This window comes from Alistipes sp. CHKCI003 (genome assembly GCF_900021155.1).
Classification (GTDB): domain Bacteria; phylum Bacteroidota; class Bacteroidia; order Bacteroidales; family Rikenellaceae; genus Alistipes; species Alistipes excrementavium.
Genome location: NZ_FCNT01000064.1, coordinates 1 through 20,816, shown reverse-complemented (window position 1 = coordinate 20,816; position 20,816 = coordinate 1). Strand labels below are relative to the sequence as shown.

The 20,816-nt window shown below is 61.1% G+C and carries 18 protein-coding genes and 1 pseudogene; 9 read left to right on the top strand and 10 right to left on the bottom strand.

Annotated elements, in window-relative coordinates; all coding sequences use genetic code 11:
- Positions 1-19: 19 nt before the first annotated feature.
- Positions 20-565: pseudogene (locus BN3659_RS09000) on the bottom strand (NUDIX hydrolase); the annotation flags it as partial.
- Positions 566-639: 74 nt separating this feature from the next.
- On the opposite strand from BN3659_RS09000, the gene BN3659_RS08995 reads away from it, so the two are divergent.
- Positions 640-1,932 carry an L-cysteine desulfidase family protein gene (locus tag BN3659_RS08995; protein WP_091536349.1) on the top strand — a complete coding sequence of 431 codons (1,293 nt, stop codon included), beginning with the start codon at positions 640-642 and terminating at the stop codon, positions 1,930-1,932.
- Positions 1,933-2,637: 705 nt separating this feature from the next.
- On the opposite strand, the gene BN3659_RS08985 is transcribed toward BN3659_RS08995, so the two are convergent.
- The 3 genes from BN3659_RS08985 to pepE all read right to left on the bottom strand — a co-directional run bounded on the left by BN3659_RS08985 (position 2,638) and on the right by pepE (position 5,624).
- Positions 2,638-3,864 carry a 3-deoxy-D-manno-octulosonic acid transferase gene (locus BN3659_RS08985; RefSeq protein WP_091536346.1) on the bottom strand — a complete coding sequence of 409 codons (1,227 nt, stop codon included), beginning with the start codon at positions 3,862-3,864 and terminating at the stop codon, positions 2,638-2,640.
- Between the two features lie 197 nt (positions 3,865-4,061).
- Positions 4,062-4,412 (bottom strand): YraN family protein, encoded by a 351-nt coding sequence (locus BN3659_RS08980; protein WP_224757840.1) that lies wholly within the window; start codon positions 4,410-4,412, stop codon positions 4,062-4,064.
- A 510-nt stretch (positions 4,413-4,922) separates the two neighbouring features.
- Positions 4,923-5,624 carry a dipeptidase PepE gene (gene pepE / locus BN3659_RS08970; RefSeq protein ID WP_091536342.1) on the bottom strand — a complete coding sequence of 234 codons (702 nt, stop codon included), beginning with the start codon at positions 5,622-5,624 and terminating at the stop codon, positions 4,923-4,925.
- Between the two features lie 176 nt (positions 5,625-5,800).
- Between pepE and BN3659_RS08965 the strand changes: the two genes are divergently transcribed.
- From BN3659_RS08965 to BN3659_RS08930, 8 genes are all read left to right on the top strand, one after another.
- Entirely contained in the window at positions 5,801-6,037 is a 237-nt protein-coding gene (locus BN3659_RS08965) for an acyl carrier protein (RefSeq protein WP_091536341.1), read from the top strand.
- Between the two features lie 45 nt (positions 6,038-6,082).
- Positions 6,083-7,330 (top strand): beta-ketoacyl-ACP synthase II, encoded by a 1,248-nt coding sequence (fabF, locus tag BN3659_RS08960; protein WP_091536339.1) that lies wholly within the window; start codon positions 6,083-6,085, stop codon positions 7,328-7,330.
- 21 nt (positions 7,331-7,351) lie between these two features.
- A complete protein-coding gene (gene rnc / locus BN3659_RS08955) occupies positions 7,352-8,122 on the top strand; it encodes a ribonuclease III (RefSeq protein ID WP_171847740.1) in 771 nt (256 codons plus the stop codon).
- A 294-nt stretch (positions 8,123-8,416) separates the two neighbouring features.
- Positions 8,417-9,052 (top strand): JAB domain-containing protein, encoded by a 636-nt coding sequence (locus BN3659_RS08950; protein WP_091536338.1) that lies wholly within the window; start codon positions 8,417-8,419, stop codon positions 9,050-9,052.
- A gap of 626 nt (positions 9,053-9,678) precedes the next feature.
- On the top strand, positions 9,679-11,223 hold the full coding sequence (locus tag BN3659_RS08945; protein ID WP_091536336.1) for a glycine--tRNA ligase: 1,545 nt from the start codon (positions 9,679-9,681) through the stop codon (positions 11,221-11,223).
- A gap of 726 nt (positions 11,224-11,949) precedes the next feature.
- On the top strand, positions 11,950-12,363 hold the full coding sequence (ruvX, locus tag BN3659_RS08940; protein ID WP_091536334.1) for a Holliday junction resolvase RuvX: 414 nt from the start codon (positions 11,950-11,952) through the stop codon (positions 12,361-12,363).
- Positions 12,364-12,365: 2 nt separating this feature from the next.
- Positions 12,366-12,911, top strand: a complete 546-nt coding sequence (def, locus tag BN3659_RS08935) for a peptide deformylase (RefSeq protein ID WP_091536333.1) — start codon at positions 12,366-12,368, stop codon at positions 12,909-12,911.
- A 74-nt stretch (positions 12,912-12,985) separates the two neighbouring features.
- On the top strand, positions 12,986-13,474 hold the full coding sequence (locus BN3659_RS08930) for a hypothetical protein (RefSeq protein WP_091536331.1): 489 nt from the start codon (positions 12,986-12,988) through the stop codon (positions 13,472-13,474).
- Between the two features lie 246 nt (positions 13,475-13,720).
- Here BN3659_RS08930 and BN3659_RS08925 read toward each other — a convergent pair whose 3' ends face one another.
- From BN3659_RS08925 to BN3659_RS12885, 6 genes are all read right to left on the bottom strand, one after another.
- On the bottom strand, positions 13,721-14,284 hold the full coding sequence (locus BN3659_RS08925) for an outer membrane beta-barrel protein (RefSeq protein ID WP_091536330.1): 564 nt from the start codon (positions 14,282-14,284) through the stop codon (positions 13,721-13,723).
- A gap of 976 nt (positions 14,285-15,260) precedes the next feature.
- Positions 15,261-17,990 carry a pyruvate, phosphate dikinase gene (ppdK, locus tag BN3659_RS08920; RefSeq protein ID WP_091536328.1) on the bottom strand — a complete coding sequence of 910 codons (2,730 nt, stop codon included), beginning with the start codon at positions 17,988-17,990 and terminating at the stop codon, positions 15,261-15,263.
- A gap of 530 nt (positions 17,991-18,520) precedes the next feature.
- A complete protein-coding gene (locus BN3659_RS13335; protein ID WP_191442064.1) occupies positions 18,521-19,618 on the bottom strand; it encodes an endonuclease/exonuclease/phosphatase family protein in 1,098 nt (365 codons plus the stop codon).
- A gap of 69 nt (positions 19,619-19,687) precedes the next feature.
- The gene (locus BN3659_RS08910; protein WP_091536326.1) at positions 19,688-19,915 is read right to left on the bottom strand and encodes a helix-turn-helix domain-containing protein; all 228 of its coding nucleotides are present in this window, start codon (positions 19,913-19,915) and stop codon (positions 19,688-19,690) included.
- A 25-nt stretch (positions 19,916-19,940) separates the two neighbouring features.
- Complete coding sequence (locus BN3659_RS13520) at positions 19,941-20,351, bottom strand: helix-turn-helix domain-containing protein (protein ID WP_224757841.1); 411 nt, start codon at positions 20,349-20,351, stop codon at positions 19,941-19,943.
- Between the two features lie 380 nt (positions 20,352-20,731).
- Positions 20,732-20,816, bottom strand: an 85-nt coding sequence (locus tag BN3659_RS12885) for an aminomethyltransferase beta-barrel domain-containing protein (protein ID WP_141682547.1), incomplete at its 5' end; no start/stop codon positions are given.

Genomic DNA, 20,816 nt, shown 5'->3' with positions numbered 1-20,816 from the left:
CCCCGATTGCGTTGTCGCTTTCGGCGAAGTAGCGCCACAGCGGAGCGGCCATCAACGCCTGCACGATTCCGCCCCGTTCAAGCAGACCGCGCACCTCGTCGCGCGTCATCAGATGGACTCTCAGGTCCTCCGTGGCTTCGAGATGCTGCGGCGAGAGGCGTTCCACGCCGGTGGCGACGAAGCAGTGGGTGAAGTTGTCGTGTGTGGCGGGATTGGCGCAGATGCGCATCGTCTCGCGCCATCGGCCGCCGCCGAAACCCGTCTCCTCCAGCAGCTCGCGCCGGGCGGCTTCGAGAGGCGAAGCGTCGTCCGGGTCGCAGACGCCGGCCGCCAGCTCGTAGTCCGTGCGGCCGAGGCCGTGGCGGTACTGGTCGATCATCACGAACAGTCCGTCGCGCGTGATGGCGATCACGTTGACCCAAGCGGGGTATTCGAAGACGTAGTAGTCCGGCACATGGGCGCCGCCGGGCAGTTCGACGCACTCGTGCCGCACGGTGAACCACGGTTCGCGCGCGACGTATTCGCTCCGGAGAACTTTCCATGGGCGGGGTTTCGATTTTTCCATCTCTTACCTTGTTTTCGGTACGAAGATAACGATTTTTCGTTACCTTTGTGTTGAGAATTACAAACCGTAACCGAATGATACCACAACCTGAACGAAAACGCATCATCGACCTGATCCGTCGGGAGGTCGTCCCCGCTATCGGATGCACCGAACCCATCGCCGTGGCGCTCTGCGTGGCGCGTGCGGCCGAGACGCTCGGATGCCGGCCCGAGAAAATCACGGCGCGCCTGAGCGCCAACATCCTCAAGAACGCCATGGGCGTCGGAATCCCGGGTACGGGCATGATCGGCCTGCCGATCGCCATCGCGCTGGGGGCATTGGTCGGACGCTCGGACTATCAGCTCGAAGTGCTGAAGGACTTGACGCCCGAGGCCGTCGAAGAGGGGCGCCGCTACATCGACCAGAAGCGTATTTCGATCTCGCTGAAAGAGCATATCGCGGAAAAACTGTATATCGAAATCGAGGTCGAAGCCGGGGGGCACACCGCCACGGCCGTCATCGCCGGCGGACACACCTCTTTTATATATATAGCGCGCGACGGCGAAGCGCTGCTCGATAAGCGCGCAGGGGCGTCGTCGGCAGCCGGTGCCGCGGACGACGATCCCGAGCTGACGCTTCGCCGCGTGTGGGATTTCGCCATGACGGCGCCGCTGGACGAGCTGCGTTTCATCCTTGAGACCCGCCGGCTGAACAAGGCTGCCGCCGAGCAGTCGTTCAAGGGCGAGTACGGCCACTGCGTCGGCCGCACGATGTGCGGCATGCAGGAGCGCAAGCTGATGGGCGACCACGTATATGCGCATATCCTCGCCTACACCTCCGCCGCCTGCGACGCCCGCATGGGCGGTGCGATGATCCCGGTGATGAGCAATTCGGGCAGCGGCAATCAGGGCATCGCGGCGACGCTTCCCGTGGTGGTGTTTGCCGAGGAGAACGGCGCGACGGAGGAGCAGACGATCCGCGCGCTCACGCTGAGCCACCTCACGGTGATCTACATCAAGCAGAGTTTGGGCCGTCTGTCGGCCCTGTGCGGCTGCGTCGTGGCGGCCACCGGTTCGAGCTGCGGCATCGTCTATCTGATGGGCGGCGGCTACGACGAGGCGGCGGCGGCCGTAAAGAATATGGTCGCTACGCTGACGGGCATGCTCTGCGACGGCGCCAAACCCAGTTGCGCGATGAAGCTGATGAGCGGCGTCTCGACGGCCGTGCTGTCGGCGATGATGGCCATGGAGCACCGCTGCGTAACGGCCGTGGAGGGTATCGTCGAGGAGGACGTGGACAAGTGCATCCGCAACCTCACGCGTATCGGCCGCGACGGCATGAACGAGACGGACCGTCTGGTGCTCGACATCATGACCCACAAGTCCTGAGCCCGTGGCTTTTCGCGGCGTTGCCCTCCGTCCGAGGCCGCGGGATTTCCGAAGATGCCGGATTATGGGGAGCGCCGAAAGATGAAGAGGCTGTCTGACAAAATTTTTTTCAACCCTCCGAAAATTGCGTATTGGGAATTCCCGAATAGCAGTACGAATGAAAAAGAGGTGTCTAAAACGTGTTGGACAGCCTCTTTCGTTTTCGTCTCTGCCATTGCCCGCACTTCGTTCGGCTTGCGCTCGGCATGCCAGCCCTTCCCCTTTTCGGGAGGCGCCTCCCGGTCTCGGCGACCAATCGCGCAAACCCGGCTTGCGCTCGGCATGCCGGCCCCGTTATCCGGGTTGCGGATCTTCGGAGAGCCGTGCGGGCCGCAGCCTCCGACTGCGGAGGCATCTCATCTTGTGCGGACATACCGCGCAGGCTGCTCCCGTCTTTTCTGACGAATGACGCTGGAATCGCAGGCAGGACGAAAGGAAGGGCGGGACCGTTTTCCGGACCAGCTCGAACGGGCGAATCGTGTGCGTTCGCGGGCGGGTGCGGCATCGGGCGGGACGACCGCGCTTCGCGTGCGGTGTCGGATCGCCGCGGCGGAGAAGAGCCCGGCTTCGTGATGACCTCTTATGAAAAGATGACGCGGATCGTATTCCGGAGCAGCGCGGACAGATCGGCCCGCGATGGCGAAGAGATGGAATCGTCGGGAAATATCACCGGACGATCGCCTTCACGATCAACCCCGTCGCTCCTTGGTGGCGCGTGGTGTAGTCTTTGGCGACTCGGCTGGTTTTCCGCCGGTATTCCTCGTTGTCGCGCAAGGGGACGAACCATTGCTTCAGCTCTTCGTAATTGGCGACGGATTTGGCGGCCCCCAGCGTTACGAGGTCGCGGGCTTCCTTGAATTTCAGATAGTTGGGGCCGAATGCCACAGGCAGGCCGAATGTCGCCGCTTCGAGCGTATTGTGGATGCCCGCGCCGAAACCGCCGCCGATGTAGCTCCACGTGGCGTAGCCGTAGACCGACGAAAGCAGTCCCACGGTGTCGAGCACGAGCAACTGACGGTCGCCGTATTCGGTTCGGTCGGTGCAGGCCGTGTAGCGGAGCGCTCCGCCGCGCGTTTCGTCCATCAGCCGTGCGATGCGCGATTCGTCCATTTCGTGCGGAGCGACGATGAATTTGATGTCGGGATTGTCGTTCATCAGACGGATCAGCAGCTCTTCGTCCGGACTCCATGTCGAACCCGCCACGAAGAGCCGGCTGCCGCCTTTGAAGCGTTCGGCGATCTCGATCCGCTTGGCGGCCGCGGCGATCTCCGCCACGCGGTCGAACCGCGTGTCGCCGGCGACCACCACGTTGTCGAAACCCAGCTCGGCCAGCAGGCTTTTCGATTCGTCGTTCTGGACGAAAAGGGTGTCGAACGTTTCGAGCGCCTGTCGCCACATCCCCCCGTAAGGTCTGAAAAAGATCGAGTTGCGGCGGAAGATGGCCGAGACGATGTAGGTGCGGATGCTGCGGCGCCGCAGTTCGGCGAGAAGGTTGAGCCAGAATTCGTATTTGACGAAGACGGCGATTTCGGGATGGGCGATGTCGAGAAAACGGCGGGCATTCGCAGGCGTGTCGATCGGCAGATAGAAAATATAGTCCGCGCCCGGGTAGTTCTTGCGGATCTCGTAGCCCGAGGGCGAGAAGAAGGTAACGAGAATCTTGTATTCGGGGCGTTCGCGGCGGATGCGTTCGATGATGGGACGACCCTGTTCGAATTCGCCGAGAGAAGCCGTATGAATCCAGACGATCCGCGCCCCGGGGTCTATGGTCCCGGCCATTCGTTCGAACAGGTCCCGCCGTCCTTCGCTCCAAAGTCTGGCTTTGGCGTGCCGCGGTGCGATCAACCGGATGACCCATGCGTAGAGGGCGAGACCGAAATTATAGATCCACATCTGATTTCATCGGTTTGGGTTCAATATACGGCATTTGTTTTTCTGCGTCCGCCGGGAGCGGAACAGATTCGTTCCGGCAGGCCGTCTGTCGAGAACCGTTTTTCCGGCAATCGTTCCCTCCCTCCGGCGCGAACGGCGGAGAGAGAGAACGATCTTTCGGCCGGACAAAGATAGTATATTTTGTCGGGTTCGCAAAATTACCAGTGGCTTTCGACCGCATCGGGGATAAATCGGACGACCGCATCGCCGTGTGGGCCTATGTCCACGGCGATGAGGTCGAAACGCAGCTCTTCGTCCGGGGCGTGTCGCGCCATGTAGCATGCGGCGGCATGCACCAGCGCGCGGCATTTGGCCGGCGTCAATGCCTGCTCGGGCGGCGTCAGTCCGCCGGCTCTGCGGGTTTTGACCTCTACGAAGTGGAGACACTGCCGCCTGCGGGCCACGATGTCCAGTTCGTAATGCCCGCTGCGCCAGTTGCGGGCGCAGATCTCGTACCCTTCGCGCCGGAGCCACTCCGCCGCAAGCTCCTCGCCGCGTCGCCCCGTCATTGCGGACGGGGATTCCGTCCCGCGCGGGGATTGGGCAGGGGGCTGTCGCTCCGTCCGCATCTTCGGATCGTCCCTGCCGGTCGGGGCGTGCGCGGCGGATTTCCCGTCTGCGGGTCGTCGTTCCCTCTTCGTCTGCGGATCGCTCCTGTCGGAAAGTGATTTCATGCCGGATTATTACTTTTTCGGGTCGTTTCGTTTCTGCGGCCGCCCGAACCGGGAGCGGGGGCGTTGTCTGCGCGGCGGTTATCCGCGACCGGCGGGGAGCCGGAACGCATCCGCCGCCGTCCCGTTTTTGTCGTCCTGCCTGCGGCGTGCGGCTGCCCTGCATCGTCCGCAGACGGCAGCCGAGGCACAGCCCCGCAATATCCGACGGCACGTGCGGACCTGCCTGTCGCAGTGCGGCTCCCGCACGCTGCCGTGATGTTCCGTCGTGTTGCGGATTCCCTGCCGCCGCCGCGGGACTGCTCCGTCCGCGGACCTCCTTCGCTCCCCGTCGCATCCGGGGGATACTTATAATAAAAACGAGAGGTCGTCGCCGGCATGGACCTCATAGGGGGCGATGCCCTTTTTGAAGATGCGCATCGGACGCGGTCCGATCAATTCGAGCCTGCCCGCTTCGCAGCGGAGCATGCACCCCTCGCGCAGGCCCACGACCCAGCGGCGCGGATTGGCCTCGATGTATTCGAGGATGCGCTGCTCGCGCGTCTCGCCCGCATGTCCCTCGGGATTGGCATCGAGGTAGTGGGGGTTGATCTGGAACTTCACGGCGCCGATGGCCTTGAACGACTCGGGCTCCACGATGGGCATGTCGTTCGTGGTGCAGATCGTCGGACAGCAGACATTGCTGCCGGCCGACCAGCCGACGTAGGGTGTGCCGGCCTTCAGCTTGCGCAGGATCGTGCCGAGAAGCTTCTGTTCCTGCATTTTACGGGTCAGGGCGAAGGTGTTGCCGCCGCCCACGCAGAGGGCCTCCGCTTCGCGGATCATGCGCTGCGGATCGCTTGCGCGGTGCACCGAACGCAGGCGGATACCCAGCTCGGCGAAGCGTGCCGCGACCTTTTTTTCGTACTCCGCATAGGAGAACGTAACGGCGGCGTAGGGGACGAAAACCGCCTCGCGCACGCCGTGCAGAAACTCCCCGATGCGGGGCATGGGATATTGGAGATAGGGCTCTCCGGCGTTGGTCGAATTCGAGATCAGGAGCAGTTTCATAATGTTCTGGCTGCTAAAATTTTAGTTTGAAAAATGTGCTAAATGTCGAAACTATTGTGAATAAAAAATTAGGTTCTTTTGTCAAAAGTAATAAAAAAAGTGTTACTTTTGCGCAAAATTCATTTGGAAATCGAGTAACTGTTTCTTAATAATTGTTTAACTAAAAAATTAAAATTATGTCAGAAGTACAGTCCAAAGTTGTCGAGATTATCGTTGATAAGCTGGGCGTAAAGGAGTCGGAAGTAGTTCCCGAAGCAAGTTTCACGAACCATCTCGGCGCTGACTCGCTCGACACGGTGGAGCTCATCATGGAGTTCGAGAAGGCTTTCGATATCACGATCCCCGACGAGGATGCCGAGAAAATCGCAACCGTAGGCGACGCGATCAAGTATATCGAGGAGCACAAAAAATAAATCACCATACGAAGGACTTGCGCGAGTTCTTAAAAGCTTAAATTCATGACAGAAAGAAGAGTAGTTGTTACGGGCATCGGTACGATCAATCCGCTCGGTAATAACATTGCAGAGTATTTTTCGAATCTTGAGAAGGGCGTAAGCGGTGCCGCACCGATTACTCATTTCGATGCCGAAAAATTTAAGACTAAGTTCGCTTGTGAAGTCAAAGATTACGACCCGGGCCGTTATTTCGACCGTAAGGAGGTGCGCAAGTACGACCTTTTCACGCAGTATGCGCTGATCGCGGCCGCGCAGGCCGTCGAGGATTCGGGGCTCGACCTCGAACGCATCGACCTCGAACAGGTCGGCGTGATCTGGAGCTCGGGCATCGGAGGACTCAAATCGTTCTTCGACGAATGTCTGGGCTATGCCGCAGGGGACGGAACCCCTCGGTTTAGCCCATTTTTCATTCCCCGCATGATCGCCGATATCGCCGCCGGCTTCATCTCCATGAAGTACGGTTTCATGGGACCCAACTATTGCACCGTTTCGGCGTGCGCTTCGTCCAACCACGGCATGATCGACGCCATGAACGCCATCCGCTACGGCAAGGCCGACGTGATGGTTACGGGCGGTTCGGAGGCTGCGGTCAACGAACCTTCGGTGGGCGGCTTCAACGCGATGCAGGCGCTTTCGACCCGCAACGACGATCCGGTGCATGCTTCGCGTCCGTTCGACAGGGACCGCGACGGCTTCGTGATCGGCGAGGGGGCGGGCGCTCTGGTGCTGGAGGAGCTGGAGCATGCCAAAGCCCGCGGCGCGCGGATCTATTGCGAAATCGCCGGCGGCGGCTGTTCGGCCGACGCCTATCACTTCACGGCGCCCCACCCCGAAGGCGAAGGCGCCATGAAGTCGATGCGCGACGCGATGAAAGACGCCGGTGTGGATCCCGGGCAGATCGACTACGTGAACGTGCACGGCACTTCGACCCCTGCGGGCGACATACCCGAACTGAAGGCCGTGGCAGGCGTGTTGGGCGATCACGTCTACGACATCAACATTTCGTCCACCAAATCCATGACGGGACACCTGCTGGGTGCTGCCGGAGCCGTCGAAGCGCTGGCCTGCATCTTCGCCATCACGCACGGCGTGGTGCCCCCCACGATCAACTGCGAGAATCTCGATCCGGAGATCGACGCCCGGTTGAACCTCACGCTCAACGAGGCGCAGACGCGCGACGTGAAGTGCGCGCTGAGCAATACGTTCGGTTTCGGAGGCCACAACTCCACGATCGTATTCCGCAAGTGCTAACGTGTTGATCGTGTCCGTGCCGTGATCGATTTTCTGTTGCGTCCTCTGCGGAGGAATTTCGGGCGGGACAAGACGTATTACCGCATCGTCGACGATCTGTTCGGATTCGTTCCGCATAACATCGAACTTTATAAGCTGGCTTTGATTCACAAGTCAGCTTCTTTGGTTTTGGACGACGGCCGGCAGATCAACAACGAACGTCTCGAATATCTGGGCGACGCGGTGATCGAGGCCGTGTCGTCGGATTATATCTACATCGAATTTCCCGACGAACAGGAGGGCTTCATGACGCAGATGCGCTCCAAGATCGTGTCGCGCCAGTCGCTCAACGGCATTGCGGAGCGGATCGGGCTGGATCGGTACATCATCTCGAATTCGAGCGGCAACTGCACGCAGAAGCACATCTCGGGCGATGCGTTCGAGGCGATGATGGGGGCGATCTACCTCGATCAGGGGTACGAATTCGTCAACCGGCTGCTCATCAACCGCATATTTTATCATTACCTCGATCTCGACGACCTCACGGAGTCGGAGACCGATTTCAAGAGCCGTCTGATCGAGTGGTGCCAGAAGAACCACCATTCGATCGCGTTCCGTTCGGGGTTGAGCCGCAGTGCCGGAATGCGTCCGCAATTCCATGCGACGGTCTACATCGACGGGCTGGAGACGGGCCACGGCACGGGCGGATCGAAGAAGGAGGCCGAGCAGGAGGCGGCCCGCTCCGTGTCGGAGGGGGTGAGCGACGAAGCATGCGCCTCGCTGCTGGATAAGGTGGACCGGCTCTCCTTGTAGATGCGGACGACTGTATACGCTTTGCCGGACCGGGAATGCCGGATTCGGTCGCCGTTTCGGACCGCTGTCGTTTTCGCAGTCTCGGACTGCGGTTGCGGAGGGGACTTTCCTTCGGATTGCGTTCGACGGGCCGGGTCGTACATGTGCGGGGCGCCGGACCGCGGCGGAAAAGGAACCTGCGCAGGCCTTTCCGGGAAAGGGGCTGCGGTCGGGTCGTGCGGCTGAACTTTGCGCGGCAGACCGTCGGCACGGCAAATAGATCATCGACTAACTTTTTCAAATACGCCTCTACCCTTGAAAAATATCGTAGACAAACTCCAATCGCGCGGGGCCGGTGCGCTCGCCGACGCCGAATTGCTTGCGCTGCTGATCGAAGACGAAGAGCTCGCGGTCCGGCTTTTGGCCGCCTGCGGCGGTACGGCAGCCGCTTTGGCCGAGCTTCGGACCGAGCGCTTGCGGATGATCGAAGGGCTCGGCCTGCGACGGGCTCAGCGGATCGCGGCGGCCGTGGAGCTGGGACGCCGGGCCGCTGCCGAAACGGCGGACAGGATCGACCAGATCCGCACGAGTGCCGATGTGGCCGCATTATTCCGGCCTCAGATGGAGGCGCTGTCGCACGAAGAGTGCTGGGCCGTCTATCTGACCTCTTCGAACCGGATCATCGAACGCAAACTGGTCAGCCGGGGCGGTGTGCAGGGTACGGTCGTCGACTACCGTCTGGTGGTGAAATGGGCTTTGGAGCTGCTGGCCACGCAGTTGATTCTCGTGCACAACCACCCCTCGGGTGCTGCGGAACCCAGTCCGCAGGATAAGGTGCTGACCGAGCGGGTCGCTGCGGCCGCTGCGTTGTTCGACATCCGCCTGCTGGATCATCTGATCGTCTCGCGCTCGGGACATTTCAGCTTCATGGAGGCGGGTTTGATCCGTTGACGGAGACGGGGAATTTCCCGGCGGATCGTGTTTTGCTTCTCCTGAATTTCCGGTTTCGACATCCGCGGGTAAGACGATTGCGTAACGCGGTGATTGCGTGCTGTGGATTGCACGAATTTCGTCCGTCCATTTCCCTGCTCGGCCGCCGGAAGGGATTTCGTTGCACCGGTTCAGCGGTGTGGTTCTTTTGCGTCGAGCCGTTCGTCCGCCTCGGTGCGGTTTGTATCTTGCATCCTTCCTGCGGCGTTCGGTACGGTGAAACGGTTGCGTTTTCTCGTATTTGCAAACTGCCGCCGCCGGCTGCGATCCGCATGTTTCCGGAGGAGGGGCCCGGCCTGAGCGATCGGCCCTGCATGTGCGGCGCAGCATCGGAGCCGTACGACGTGCCGGTGTCCGTTTGGCTGGGCCGGGGCCTTGTCCAACGCTCCGCTTCTTCCGCCGCAGCGCGGGAGCCGGGATGTTCCGCAACTGATTTCGGATGCGGGAAACGGATTATTGAGATTAGTTTCGTATCTTTGTATCTTCAAGTGTTCGCTTCGGACCCGAGGCGGAGCCGAACTCCGTTCGGACTGCACCGAGGCGGGGAATACCTAAGGAAATTCGACGAACTATCAAGACAACGGAATATGACACAGGAAGAGGTTTTCAAGAAACTGGTCGCGCACTGCAAGGAGTACGGGTTCGTATTCCCGTCGAGCGAGATCTACGACGGCTTGGCCGCCGTGTACGATTACGGTCAGAACGGCGTGGAGCTCAAGAACAACATCAAACGCTACTGGTGGGACTCGATGGTCAAGCTCCACGAGAATATCGTGGGCATCGACGCCGCGATCTTCATGCATCCCCGTACGTGGGAGGCGTCGGGCCATGTGGGGGCCTTCAACGACCCGCTCATCGACAACAGGGATTCGAAGAAGCGTTATCGCGCCGACGTGCTCATCGAGGATTGGATCGCCAAGCAGGACGAGAAGATCGACAAGGAGATCGAGAAGGCCCGCAAGCGCTTCGGCGAGGCGTTCGACGAGGCCAAGTACCGCGAGACCTCGCCCCGCGTGGCGGAGATCGCCGCACGCCGCAGCGAGGTCCGCGCCCGTTTCGCCGAGGCGATGAACGCGAACGATCTGGAAGGGCTGCGTCGAATCATCCTCGACTGCGAGATCGCCTGCCCCATTTCCGGTACCCGCAACTGGACCGAGGTGCGGCAGTTCAACCTGATGTTCTCCACGCAGATCGGCTCCGTGGCCGAGGGGGCGAACACCATCTACCTGCGCCCCGAGACCGCGCAGGGCATCTTCGTGAACTTCCTCAACGTGCAGAAGACGGGCCGCATGAAACTGCCGTTCGGCATCGCGCAGATCGGCAAGGCTTTCCGCAACGAGATCGTGGCGCGGCAGTTCATCTTCCGCATGCGCGAGTTCGAGCAGATGGAGATGCAGTTCTTCGTGCGCCCGGGCGAGGAGATGCAGTGGTGGAGCCGCTGGAAAGAGACCCGCATGGCGTGGCATCGCGCGCTGGGCTTCGGGGACGAAAAGTACCGTTTCCACGACCATGAGAAGCTGGCCCACTACGCCAATGCCGCCACGGACATCGAGTTCGACTTTCCGTTCGGATTCAAGGAGGTCGAAGGCATCCACTCGCGCACGGACTTCGATCTGGGCAGCCACCAGAAGTTCTCGGGCAAGAAGATCCAGTACTTCGATCCCGAGACGGGCGAGAGTTACGTGCCCTATGTGGTCGAGACCTCGATCGGCGTCGACCGCATGTTCCTGCAAGTGATGTCCGCGGCCTATGCCGAGGAGCCGCTCGACGGCGGCGATTCGCGCGTGGTGTTGCGTCTGCCCGCGGCGCTCGCACCCGTGAAGGCGGCCGTGCTGCCGCTGGTCAAGAAGGACGGCATGCCCGAGGTGGCGCAGCGGATCGTGGATATGCTCAAATACGATTACAACGTCGTCTACGACGAGAAGGACTCCGTCGGCAAGCGCTATCGCCGTCAGGATGCGATCGGTACGCCGTTCTGCATAACGGTCGACGGCCAGACGCTCGCGGACGGCACCGTTACGGTCCGCCACCGCGATTCGATGGAGCAGGAGCGTGTGCTCGTCGAAGCGCTCCCGTCGCTGGTGGAGGAGGAGTGTTCGTTCCGCCGCCTTTTCAAAAAGTTGAATTTGTAGTGGGGAGCCTTCATGCGGCGGGACGAAGGGCCGACGGACCGTGCGGGACGGGAATGCCCACGAACGCCGGCGCTGCCTGCGAGGATCGCCGGCAGAGTACGGTTGCCCGCTACGCAGGAAGGGGTGTCGGCGGGACCGGACGTTTTTGTCGGCAGGGATGTATCCGCGGGCCGCTCGGCGAGTGCGAAGCGGGACGCGGGGGACGGTTTTCGAGCGTCCGATCGCAGCGGCGCATTCCGTCCGGGTTTTTCCGAGGCGGGAGAATGACGGCCCCGAAAGAAACGGTTTTTGCAACGGAGTTCGGCGTCGGAGGCTGCACGACGCGAAGCCCTCGAAGCGACATGCAGCCTGCCGCCGAGGGTGGCGAACGGCCGGCATCGCGGAGGCAATAGAGACGGCGGAAAGAAGATAAAAGTGTCTTTCACGTTTTTATTCGAGCGTTTTTTGCCCTAAAAACCGGAGCGGCGGGCTGTGCCTCGCTTTCGAAGAGGACGGTGCCTGCTGCCGGCGGCATCGGCCCGTACGGCTCGAAAGAACCGTAGTTCGAACGGCGTTAGCGATAAGCCCGAGCGCAGTCCGGGCTTTGCTCGTGCATCGCCGGGGCGGGTAAGCGGCTCCTCCGCAGAACCCGTTTTCGGTAAGCCGGGCGCTGGGCCGAACCCCTGTACGGGTTCTGCCGTGATGGAAAGACGACGACAAGAAAGCGAACCGCAGATTTTGACATACATGGGACGTATCCTCGCTATTGATTATGGCACCAAACGCACCGGTATCGCCGTGAGCGATCCGCTGCGAATCATCGCCGGCGGACTGGAGACCGTGGCGACGAAGGAGCTGGAGCGCTGGCTGGCGCAATATTTCGCCGCCAACGACGTTTCGACCATCGTGGTGGGCAAACCCGTGCGGATGGACGGCGCCCCGTCCGAGACGTGGAAGTACGTCGAGCCGCTGGCGGCGCGTCTGCGCAAGAGCTATCCCGACAAGGAGGTGGTTTTCCACGACGAGCGGTTCACCTCCGTGATGGCGCACCGCACGATGCTCGAAAGCGGCATCGGACGCATGGCCCGACGGGACAAAGCATTGGTGGACAAGATTTCCGCCACGATTATTTTACAAAGTTACATGGAATTCAACAAGTAATTATGATTTATCCTATCGTCATCTTCGGATCCCCGATCCTGCGCGCCGAGTGCGAGCGGATCGAATCCGATTATCCGGAGCTCGAAAAGCTGATCGAGGACATGTTCCTGACGCTCGAAGCGGCCGAAGGCGTGGGGCTCGCGGCTCCGCAGATCGGCAAGAACATCCGCCTTTTCATCGTGGACTGCACGCCGTGGGGCGAGGACAATCCCGAGCTGGCGGAATACCGCCGGGCGTTCATCAATCCCGAGATCTACTTCCGTTCGGAGCAGACCAAACTCTACAACGAGGGGTGTCTCTCGCTGCCCGGAATCCACGAGGACGTGCGCCGTTCGCTGTCGATCCGGATGCGTTACATGGATGAGCATTTCGTCGAACACGACGAGGAGTTCACGGGGCTGCCCGCGTGGGTGATCCAACACGAGTACGACCACATCGAGGGCATCGTTTTCACCGACCGCCTCTCGCCCCTGCGGCGGAATCTGCTGAAGAGCAAACTGCTGAATATGGCCAAGGGGAAATACCGCTGTTCGTACAAAACCCGTTGAAAATTTGTTCTTCCGGATGAAAAGTTTTACTTTTGTTAATACGAATCGAAACCGTTAAACCTAATAACAGAAAGATGAAGAAACTTTTGCTTGTGCTGACCGTGTGCATGTGCGCGTGGTCGGCTTCGGCCCAGAATTGGGCTGTCGGTGGGCGTATCGGCTCGGGTTTCATGGCCGATGTGCAGTATGTTTTCAGCAACGACAACTACATCGAAGGGCGTTTCGGTGCCTATTGGGCCAATGCGGGCGGCACGGTAACGGCCGATTTCACCGCCCTGTACAATTGGAATATCTGCCGGATGAATTGGACCCCCTCGGCCGGTACGTGGTTTTTCGATGCGGGCGCCGGCATCAATGTGGGCGGCAAGGGCCATTACGCTTATGTCGGTGCCGCAGGCTGCGCCAAGCTGGGCATTGATTTCAGTGGCGCTCCCGTGCGTCTGTCGTTCGACTGGTCGCCGGCGTTCGGTCCCGGGATCGCTTATTGGGACGGAGATTCGGCGTCGGAGTTCAACGAACATGCGCTCTGCAACTTCGGTATCACCTGTTCCTACCGGTTCTGATTGCGTCCGGGCCGGTCTGCGGACCGGCCCGGTGCCGCATTGCCGGGAACGAGGAGGTGTCGTCCGCAGCTGAATAGCGGCGTTCGTCTGAGCGCTGCGGACGATAGGATGACGACGGGGCTGTCTGACAAGTTTCTTGCCCTTCGGGAACCGCTCGTTCGGGCATGCTTTCGAAAGCAATACGAATAGAAAAGGGCTGTCTAAGACTTGTTAGACAGCCCCGTTCGTTTTTCGCCGGGCTCGGGATCAGAACTTGTAGGTCGCGCCGATGTTGATGACGATGGGATTGTCGTGGTGTTTGGCCGTCTGGATCAACCAGCGCACACCGGCCGAAAGGTCCCAGCGGCGCGTGAGAATGAAGTCCGTGCCTGCGCCGACGTCGAAGCCGAACGACCAGCCGTAGAGATCGTTGCCGCTGATGCCGACCTGCGGATACACATTCCACCAGCGGGCGACGGGGAAGAGGTACTGGATGTCGGCGTTGATGTCGATCGAGCAACCGTCCTTGAGCAGGGCCGTGATACCCGGTTCCACCCGCCAGTGGTTGGAGATGTTGTAACGTCCGTAAGCGCCCAGTCCGAAGATGGCGCCGTCGCCGCCCGCATGGGTGTAGATGCCGATCCGGGGGCCTACCGCCCACCTTTCACGTTCCGGACCCTGTTTCCAGTGTTCGGGCCCCGCAACCTGTTGTTGGGATGCGGCGGCACGTGAGCGCTCGGCTTCCCAATCACGATTTCTTGCCCTCTCTTGGGCCGATGCGGTCGTGAAGGCGCACAAGGCCGCGACCGCGAAAAGGATAATTTTTTTCATACGCTTTCCGGTTTTCCCTTCGTTTTAACAAATAACTTGCCTTTCCTGTGGTTTCGCCCGATGAAAATGCAGGCTGAGGAAGAAAAAATGTGTTCCGATCGCCTCCGAAGGCCCGCGGCGAGCACATCGGACGATGCGGGCGGACCGGGATTTGTTGCGTGAACGGATTGGCGTTTCGTCCGTTTCGGCCCGCCGGACAAACGGCTTCGGCCGCTTCCCGGCTTGTGCATGGGGGCGCAATCCCCGTGCGAGGTCGTTTTCCCGTCCGTTTCTGCAAATCTTCCCTCCCCCGCGGAGAATCGGAATGCGGCCGGCGGAACATGCGGCTCTGCTGGGTCTTCGCCTCCATGTGCGCGGCGGAGAGCGCCCGAAATGCTCTTCACGGCCGCTGCGAACGCGGTTCGGAGCCTTGCGGCGATGAGAAGCGAGCCCGCAGTCTGCGGAACCCGCCCGCACGGAGGGCGGGCCCTCGCCCCGGAAGCTGCGACCCGCACGGCTCCCGCGAGCCGGAATCGAAAATAGGATCGGAGGATGCGAATCGGGGCCGAAGCCGATACCTGCACGTTTTTTCGGGCGAATGCGGTCCGCCGCACGGAAAGGGCGGCGAACGGCCGACATCGCTGCGGGGAGGTCGGGAAAGAGAATACGTGGATCGAACCCGCTCCGGACAGCGCCGAAGCTCGAACGAGGACTGAACCGGGATTCTCCCGTCCGGGATCGTTCCGTGTACGAACGGTGCCGCAGATCGGTCGGGCATTCGGATCGGTAGTCCCTTCTTGCCGGACAATGCTGCGGACGATAGGCCGGTCGGGCTCCGATGCCGATCCGGACCGAGCGCACGAAAAATGGGGGTGTCTAACACGTGTTAGACACCCCTTTTTTATTCGTACTGCTGATTTGAGAACTTTTCCGAATACGCAATTCTCAGAGGGGTAAAATTGATAGACACCCCTCGTTCGCTTCTGAATATATAGGTCTATTTCTCGTTCAGAGCCGCATGAGCCGCCGCCAGACGTGCGATGGGCACGCGGAAAGGCGAGCAGCTGACGTAGTTCAGACCCGCATAGTGGCAGAACTCCACCGACGAAGGTTCGCCGCCGTGCTCGCCGCAGATGCCGCACTTGAGGTTCTCGCGCGTGCCGCGGCCCTTGAAGACCGCCTCGCGGATGAGCTGGCCCACACCGTTGCGGTCGAGGATCTGGAAGGGGTCGTTCTTGAGGATGCCCTTTTCGAGGTAGACGGGCAGGAATTTGGCGATGTCGTCGCGCGAGAAGCCGAGCGTCATCTGCGTGAGGTCGTTCGTTCCGAACGAGAAGAACTGCGCCACTTCGGCGATCTGGTTGGCCGTTACGGCCGCACGCGGCACTTCGATCATCGTGCCAACCATGTATTCGATCTTGTCGTTGCGCTCGGCGAAGACCTGTTCGGCCGTCGAATCGATGATGTTCTTCTGGTAGCGGAGCTCCTTGTGGTTGCCCACGAGCGGCACCATGATCTCCACGTGAACGGGCGTGCCGGCGGCCCTGACATTCATCGCGGCTTCGATGATGGCGCGGGTCTGCATCTCGGTGATTTCGGGGTAGGTGTTGCCCAGACGGCAGCCGCGGTGGCCGAGCATCGGGTTGAACTCGGCGAGCGATTCGACCTTTTCGGTGATCTTCCTGAGCGGCACGTTCATCTCGGCGGCCATCTCCTGCTGGCCCTTTTCGTCGTGGGGCACGAACTCGTGCAGGGGCGGATCGAGCAGGCGGACCGTAACGGGGAAGCCGTTCATCGCCTTGAACAGCCCCTCGAAGTCGCCGCGCTGGATGGGCAGCAGCTTGGCCAGCGCCACGCGGCGCCCCGCTTCGTCGTCGGCCAGAATCATCTCGCGGATGGCCTTGATGCGGTCGCCTTCGAAGAACATGTGCTCCGTGCGGCACAGACCGATGCCCTCGGCTCCGAAGGCGAAAGCCTGCGCGGCGTCCTTCGGCGTGTCGGCATTGGCGCGCACTTTCAGCGTGGCGTATTTGCCGGCCAGCTCCATCAGCTTGGCGAAGTCGCCGCTCAGGTCGGCCGCCTTCGTCGCTACCTTGCCCAGATAGACTTCGCCCGTCGAGCCGTTGAGCGAAATCCAGTCTCCCTCCCTGACCGTGAAGCCGTTCACTTCGATGGTGCGGGCCTTGTAGTCGATCTGGAGTTCGCCGGCGCCCGATACGCAGCATTTGCCCATGCCGCGGGCCACGACCGCCGCGTGAGAGGTCATGCCGCCGCGCGCGGTGAGGATGCCGGCGGCATCGAGCATGCCCTTGAGGTCCTCGGGCGAGGTCTCGATGCGTACGAGGATCGCTTTCTGCCCCGTCTCGGAGAGCACCTTCTCGGCATCTTCGGCGAAGAAGACCACGGGACCCGTGGCGGCGCCCGGCGATGCGGGCAGCCCCTTGACGATCACCTGCGCATCCTTGATGGCCGTCTTGTCGAAGACGGGATGAAGCAGTTCGTCGAGCTTCGCGGGCTCGCAGCGGAGCACGGCGGTCTTCTCGTCGATCAGCCCCTCGCGGAGCATGTCCATGGCGATCTTCACCATCGCGGCGCCCGTGCGCTTGCCGTTGCGGCACTGGAGCATCCAGAGCTTGCCGTCCTGAATGGTGAACTCGATGTCCTGCATGTCGGTGAAGTAGTGCTCCAGATGGCGCTGGATTTCATCCAGCTCCTTGTAAACGGCGGGCATCACCTCTTCGAGCGAGGGGTATTTCGATTTGCGCTCCTCCTCGGAGATGTTCTGCGCGGCAGCCCAGCGGCGCGAACCTTCGAGCGTGATCTGCTGCGGGGTGCGGATGCCGGCCACGACGTCCTCGCCCTGCGCGTTGATCAGATACTCGCCGTTGAAGAGGTTTTCGCCCGTGGCGGCGTCGCGCGAGAAAGCGACGCCCGTGGCGGAGTTGGCGCCCATGTTGCCGAAGACCATCGCCTGCACCGAGACGGCCGTGCCCCATTCGGCCGGGATGTTGTTGAGCTTGCGGTAGAGGATGGCGCGCTCGTTCATCCACGAACCGAAGACGGCGCACACGGCCCCCCACAGCTGATCCCACGGATCGGTCGGGAAGTCTTCGCCGGTCTGCTGCTTCACGGCGGCCTTGAACTTGGCGACGAGCTCCCTGAGGTCCTCGGTCGTGAGCTCCGTGTCGAGTTGTACGCCGCGCTGGCGCTTCTGCTCCTCGATGATGACTTCGAACGGATCGTGGTCCTCTTTCGAGACGGGTTTCATGCCCAGCACCACGTCGCCGTACATCTGCACGAAACGGCGGTACGAGTCCCATGCGAAGCGGGGGTTGCCCGAGAGGGCGGCCACGGCCTCCACGGCCTCGTCGTTCATGCCGAGGTTGAGGATCGTGTCCATCATGCCGGGCATCGAGGCGCGGGCGCCCGAGCGGACCGATACGAGCAGGGGTTTCTCCCTGTCGCCGAACCGGCGTTCGGTCAGACGTTCGATGTTGCGGACGGCTTTCTCGACCTCGGGGCGGAGCAGCGCGATCACCTGCTCCTTGCCGTGCGCGTAGTACTCGGCGCATACTTCCGTGGTGATGGTGAATCCCGGGGGGACGGGGATCCCGATGAGGTTCATCTCGGCGAGGTTGGCACCCTTGCCGCCGAGCAGCTCCCGCATTTTGCCGTTGCCTTCGGCTTGCTTGTTGCCGAAAGTGTAGACACGTTTAACGTCTGCCATAATGTCGAATTTTGATATTTGATGAATTAGTATGATGTATTGTTCTCTTTTTCAGTCGCCCTTCCGGTTCCGGCATGACGCGCATCGGCGGCGGAAAACCGCCCGTTGAACGTGCCCCCCCCTCTCGACGCTCTCTGCCGTTTTCTGTCGGACGGTTCTTCCGGATGCCTTATCCCGACCTTCGGGCGGCGCGGGACATGCCTGTCCCGTGTCCGAAAGTCCCGGCATTATCCGATCCGATTCCGGGCGCCCGGCGCTTGCCGGCGGAGATGACATGGCTTCGCGGTATCCGCGGTTTGACACTCCCCCCGCCGCCGCCTCTTTCTGCTGCGGCGGACTGCATTTCGGCTCCGCCGCCGTCCGACGGCAGATGCTCCCGAAGCGGCTTGTAAAAAGTACGGCCTTTTTCGGGGCGGGTGTTTCCCGCCTCGGCAACGACCTCTGAGCGGAATGCGGATTGCGCCCGGCTTGTCGAAAACGTTTTGAAATACCGAACTACCTAATGGGACCGCGAATGTACGAAAAGTTTTCTAATATTCCAAATAATTCTGCACCAAGTAGGTGAATACCGGCAGGAGGTTTCCGTAGCCTCCGAGGTAGCGTGTTTTCCCGTAGGTCGCAAGAGGTGTGCCGCGCCGCACGTCGAAGAGAAAACGCCGCAGGTAGACGTCGGCCGCCGAGGTTCGCAACGCCGTGTCGGCGAGGATGCGTTCGCGCATGCGCCAGCCGTCGCGGTAACGGATGTTGCCGCGTCCCGCGCGTTCGGCTGCGGCCGAGAGGTCGCGCATCCCGTGTCGGCCTGCGAGTTCGGTTCCGAACCGGCCGGCCGCGACGAGCGGAATGTCCGGATGCTGCTCGCGGCAGTCGGCGAGCGCTTCGGCGGCGTAGCGTGCGTTGTTGCAGGCCAGAATTCCGATGCGGCGGTTGCGCGGATCGGACGGGTTGCGGCGATCCGCGGATGAGGAAACGGCGCGGCTTGCGGGGGTTGCATCGGGAGCGGCGCAGGACGGAGTGCGGGCCGAGGTGCGGGAAGCGGCGCCGTCCGTCGAACGGATCGTCCGGCCGTCCGCCGTGGAATCGGGATCGGGCGTGGAACCCGGATCGGTGTCCGCGAACGGAGGAGGGCCGTCCGGGGCAAGTTCGCCTTCGACGTAGAGCCAGCCGCGTCCCTGCTCGATGCGGTCGGGAAAGAAGCGGTCGCCGTGGTAGAGCAGAGCGATGTCGAGCCCGTCGAAGGTGTTGAACGTGCGGTGGATGTAGCAGTAATCCTCGCGGCATGCGACGACCAGATCGCGCACGACCGCCTCGGTTTCCACGCCTGCCAGAGCCACGATATCCATCCGCATCGAATCGAGCACGGCGGCCGTCCGGGCGATCTTGCGGGCGTAGCGCTCCGCCGTCCAGCGCAGACGCCCCTGCGGCGTGAAGTCGCTGTCGTCGTAGAACAGGGCCGGCACGGTGTCGTACAGGCGGTCGGCATCGTAATAGGCGAATCCCACGGGCTGCTGGGCTCCGGCTTCGAGGGGCAGACCTGCGGCGAGCGACAGCCACAGGATCAGCAGCCGGCGGACGAACGGTTTGCCGGAGCGTGTCGAGGAAGCGGGATATGGGGGAAGCGGGTCGGACATCGGGCTGGAAACGAGGCGTGAAGGGGGCGGTGTTGGAAGCGGAAGCGTCGGAAGGGCCGGGTCGCGGGGCTATATGGGCTCCTCGGGCAGAAACTTGCGGGGCGAACAGCCCAGAAACTTTGCGATCTCGTTGAGATGAGTGAGGTTGTATTTTTTCGGCGAGTCCGGATTTTCCACCATACCGATAAATCCGGCGGATACACCAATTCCGTACGCAAGTGTAGCTTGCGATACTTTTTGAGCGATGCGTTCCCTACGGATGGCGTCGATTACAAAGGTGTCGAATGCGGATTTCAAAAGGCAATAATTTTTGAATGTAAAACTAAAAATTATGCCAAATGAAATATAAACCTATGGGTATGTGTTTGCGGGTTCGATCAATGTCTTCCGCGTTCGTAAGCAGAGGTAGAGTGTCATTGCTCGGTGTCGAACCTGCAACGAAATGGTGAAATGATGAATATAGAGAGCGATTCGTTCTGAGGCGCAGTGTGGAGAACAGTTGTATCAAAAGGGTTCTTCGGGCAGAAACTTGCGGGGCGAGCAGGCCCAGAAACTTTGCGATTTCGTTGAGGTGCTGAATATTGTATTTCGTTTCGAATTTCGGACTTTCGACCTGTCCGACGAATCCGCGAGAGACGCCGATCCCGTAGGACAGCATCGCCTGCGACACTTTTTGTGCCTTACGTTCCCTTCGGACCGCAACGATGACATATAGATCGACGGATGTTTTCACGAATACACGGATTTCTGGTGTGAAACTAAAAATCGTGCCGTTCGTATTGACCGCTTATACCTAAGCAATGCTCTGCGATAGCTAAGCGATCGTCATTTCGGATAGGGGATAGACGGAATAGTGCGAAAGCGACGATCGTTCGGGGATCGTCCGGCCGGTAGGACGGGCCGTTTGTCTATGATGCGATAAACATACGTCCACGGCTCATTTGAGCCGTGCGGTCCGCAGCCTCCGCCGCCGGAGACCCGCCCTTTCCCGCGGACGTGTTCCGCAGGCTGCGAGCCCGTCTTTTACAGCCGGAACGCGATCAGAATCCTGTGTTTCTGATGTCGTAAATACTCGGTCGGCGCTTCCCGCTCCCTCCCCCCCCGAAAGGGAGACTATCGGTCGATGACGCCCGAGCCGACCAGTTCGTCGCCGTCGTACCACGCGGCGAACTGACCGGCGGCGATGCCTCGCTGGGGC

Coding starts and splice junctions, on each gene's coding strand:
- BN3659_RS08995 (WP_091536349.1), top strand. CDS start 640: ATGATACCACAACCTGAACGAAAACGCATCATCGACCTGATCCGTCGG.
- BN3659_RS08985 (WP_091536346.1), bottom strand. CDS start 3,864: ATGTGGATCTATAATTTCGGTCTCGCCCTCTACGCATGGGTCATCCGG.
- BN3659_RS08980 (WP_224757840.1), bottom strand. CDS start 4,412: ATGACGGGGCGACGCGGCGAGGAGCTTGCGGCGGAGTGGCTCCGGCGC.
- pepE (WP_091536342.1), bottom strand. CDS start 5,624: ATGAAACTGCTCCTGATCTCGAATTCGACCAACGCCGGAGAGCCCTAT.
- BN3659_RS08965 (WP_091536341.1), top strand. CDS start 5,801: ATGTCAGAAGTACAGTCCAAAGTTGTCGAGATTATCGTTGATAAGCTG.
- fabF (WP_091536339.1), top strand. CDS start 6,083: ATGACAGAAAGAAGAGTAGTTGTTACGGGCATCGGTACGATCAATCCG.
- BN3659_RS08945 (WP_091536336.1), top strand. CDS start 9,679: ATGACACAGGAAGAGGTTTTCAAGAAACTGGTCGCGCACTGCAAGGAG.
- ruvX (WP_091536334.1), top strand. CDS start 11,950: ATGGGACGTATCCTCGCTATTGATTATGGCACCAAACGCACCGGTATC.
- def (WP_091536333.1), top strand. CDS start 12,366: ATGATTTATCCTATCGTCATCTTCGGATCCCCGATCCTGCGCGCCGAG.
- BN3659_RS08930 (WP_091536331.1), top strand. CDS start 12,986: ATGAAGAAACTTTTGCTTGTGCTGACCGTGTGCATGTGCGCGTGGTCG.
- BN3659_RS08925 (WP_091536330.1), bottom strand. CDS start 14,284: ATGAAAAAAATTATCCTTTTCGCGGTCGCGGCCTTGTGCGCCTTCACG.
- ppdK (WP_091536328.1), bottom strand. CDS start 17,990: ATGGCAGACGTTAAACGTGTCTACACTTTCGGCAACAAGCAAGCCGAA.
- BN3659_RS13335 (WP_191442064.1), bottom strand. CDS start 19,618: ATGTCCGACCCGCTTCCCCCATATCCCGCTTCCTCGACACGCTCCGGC.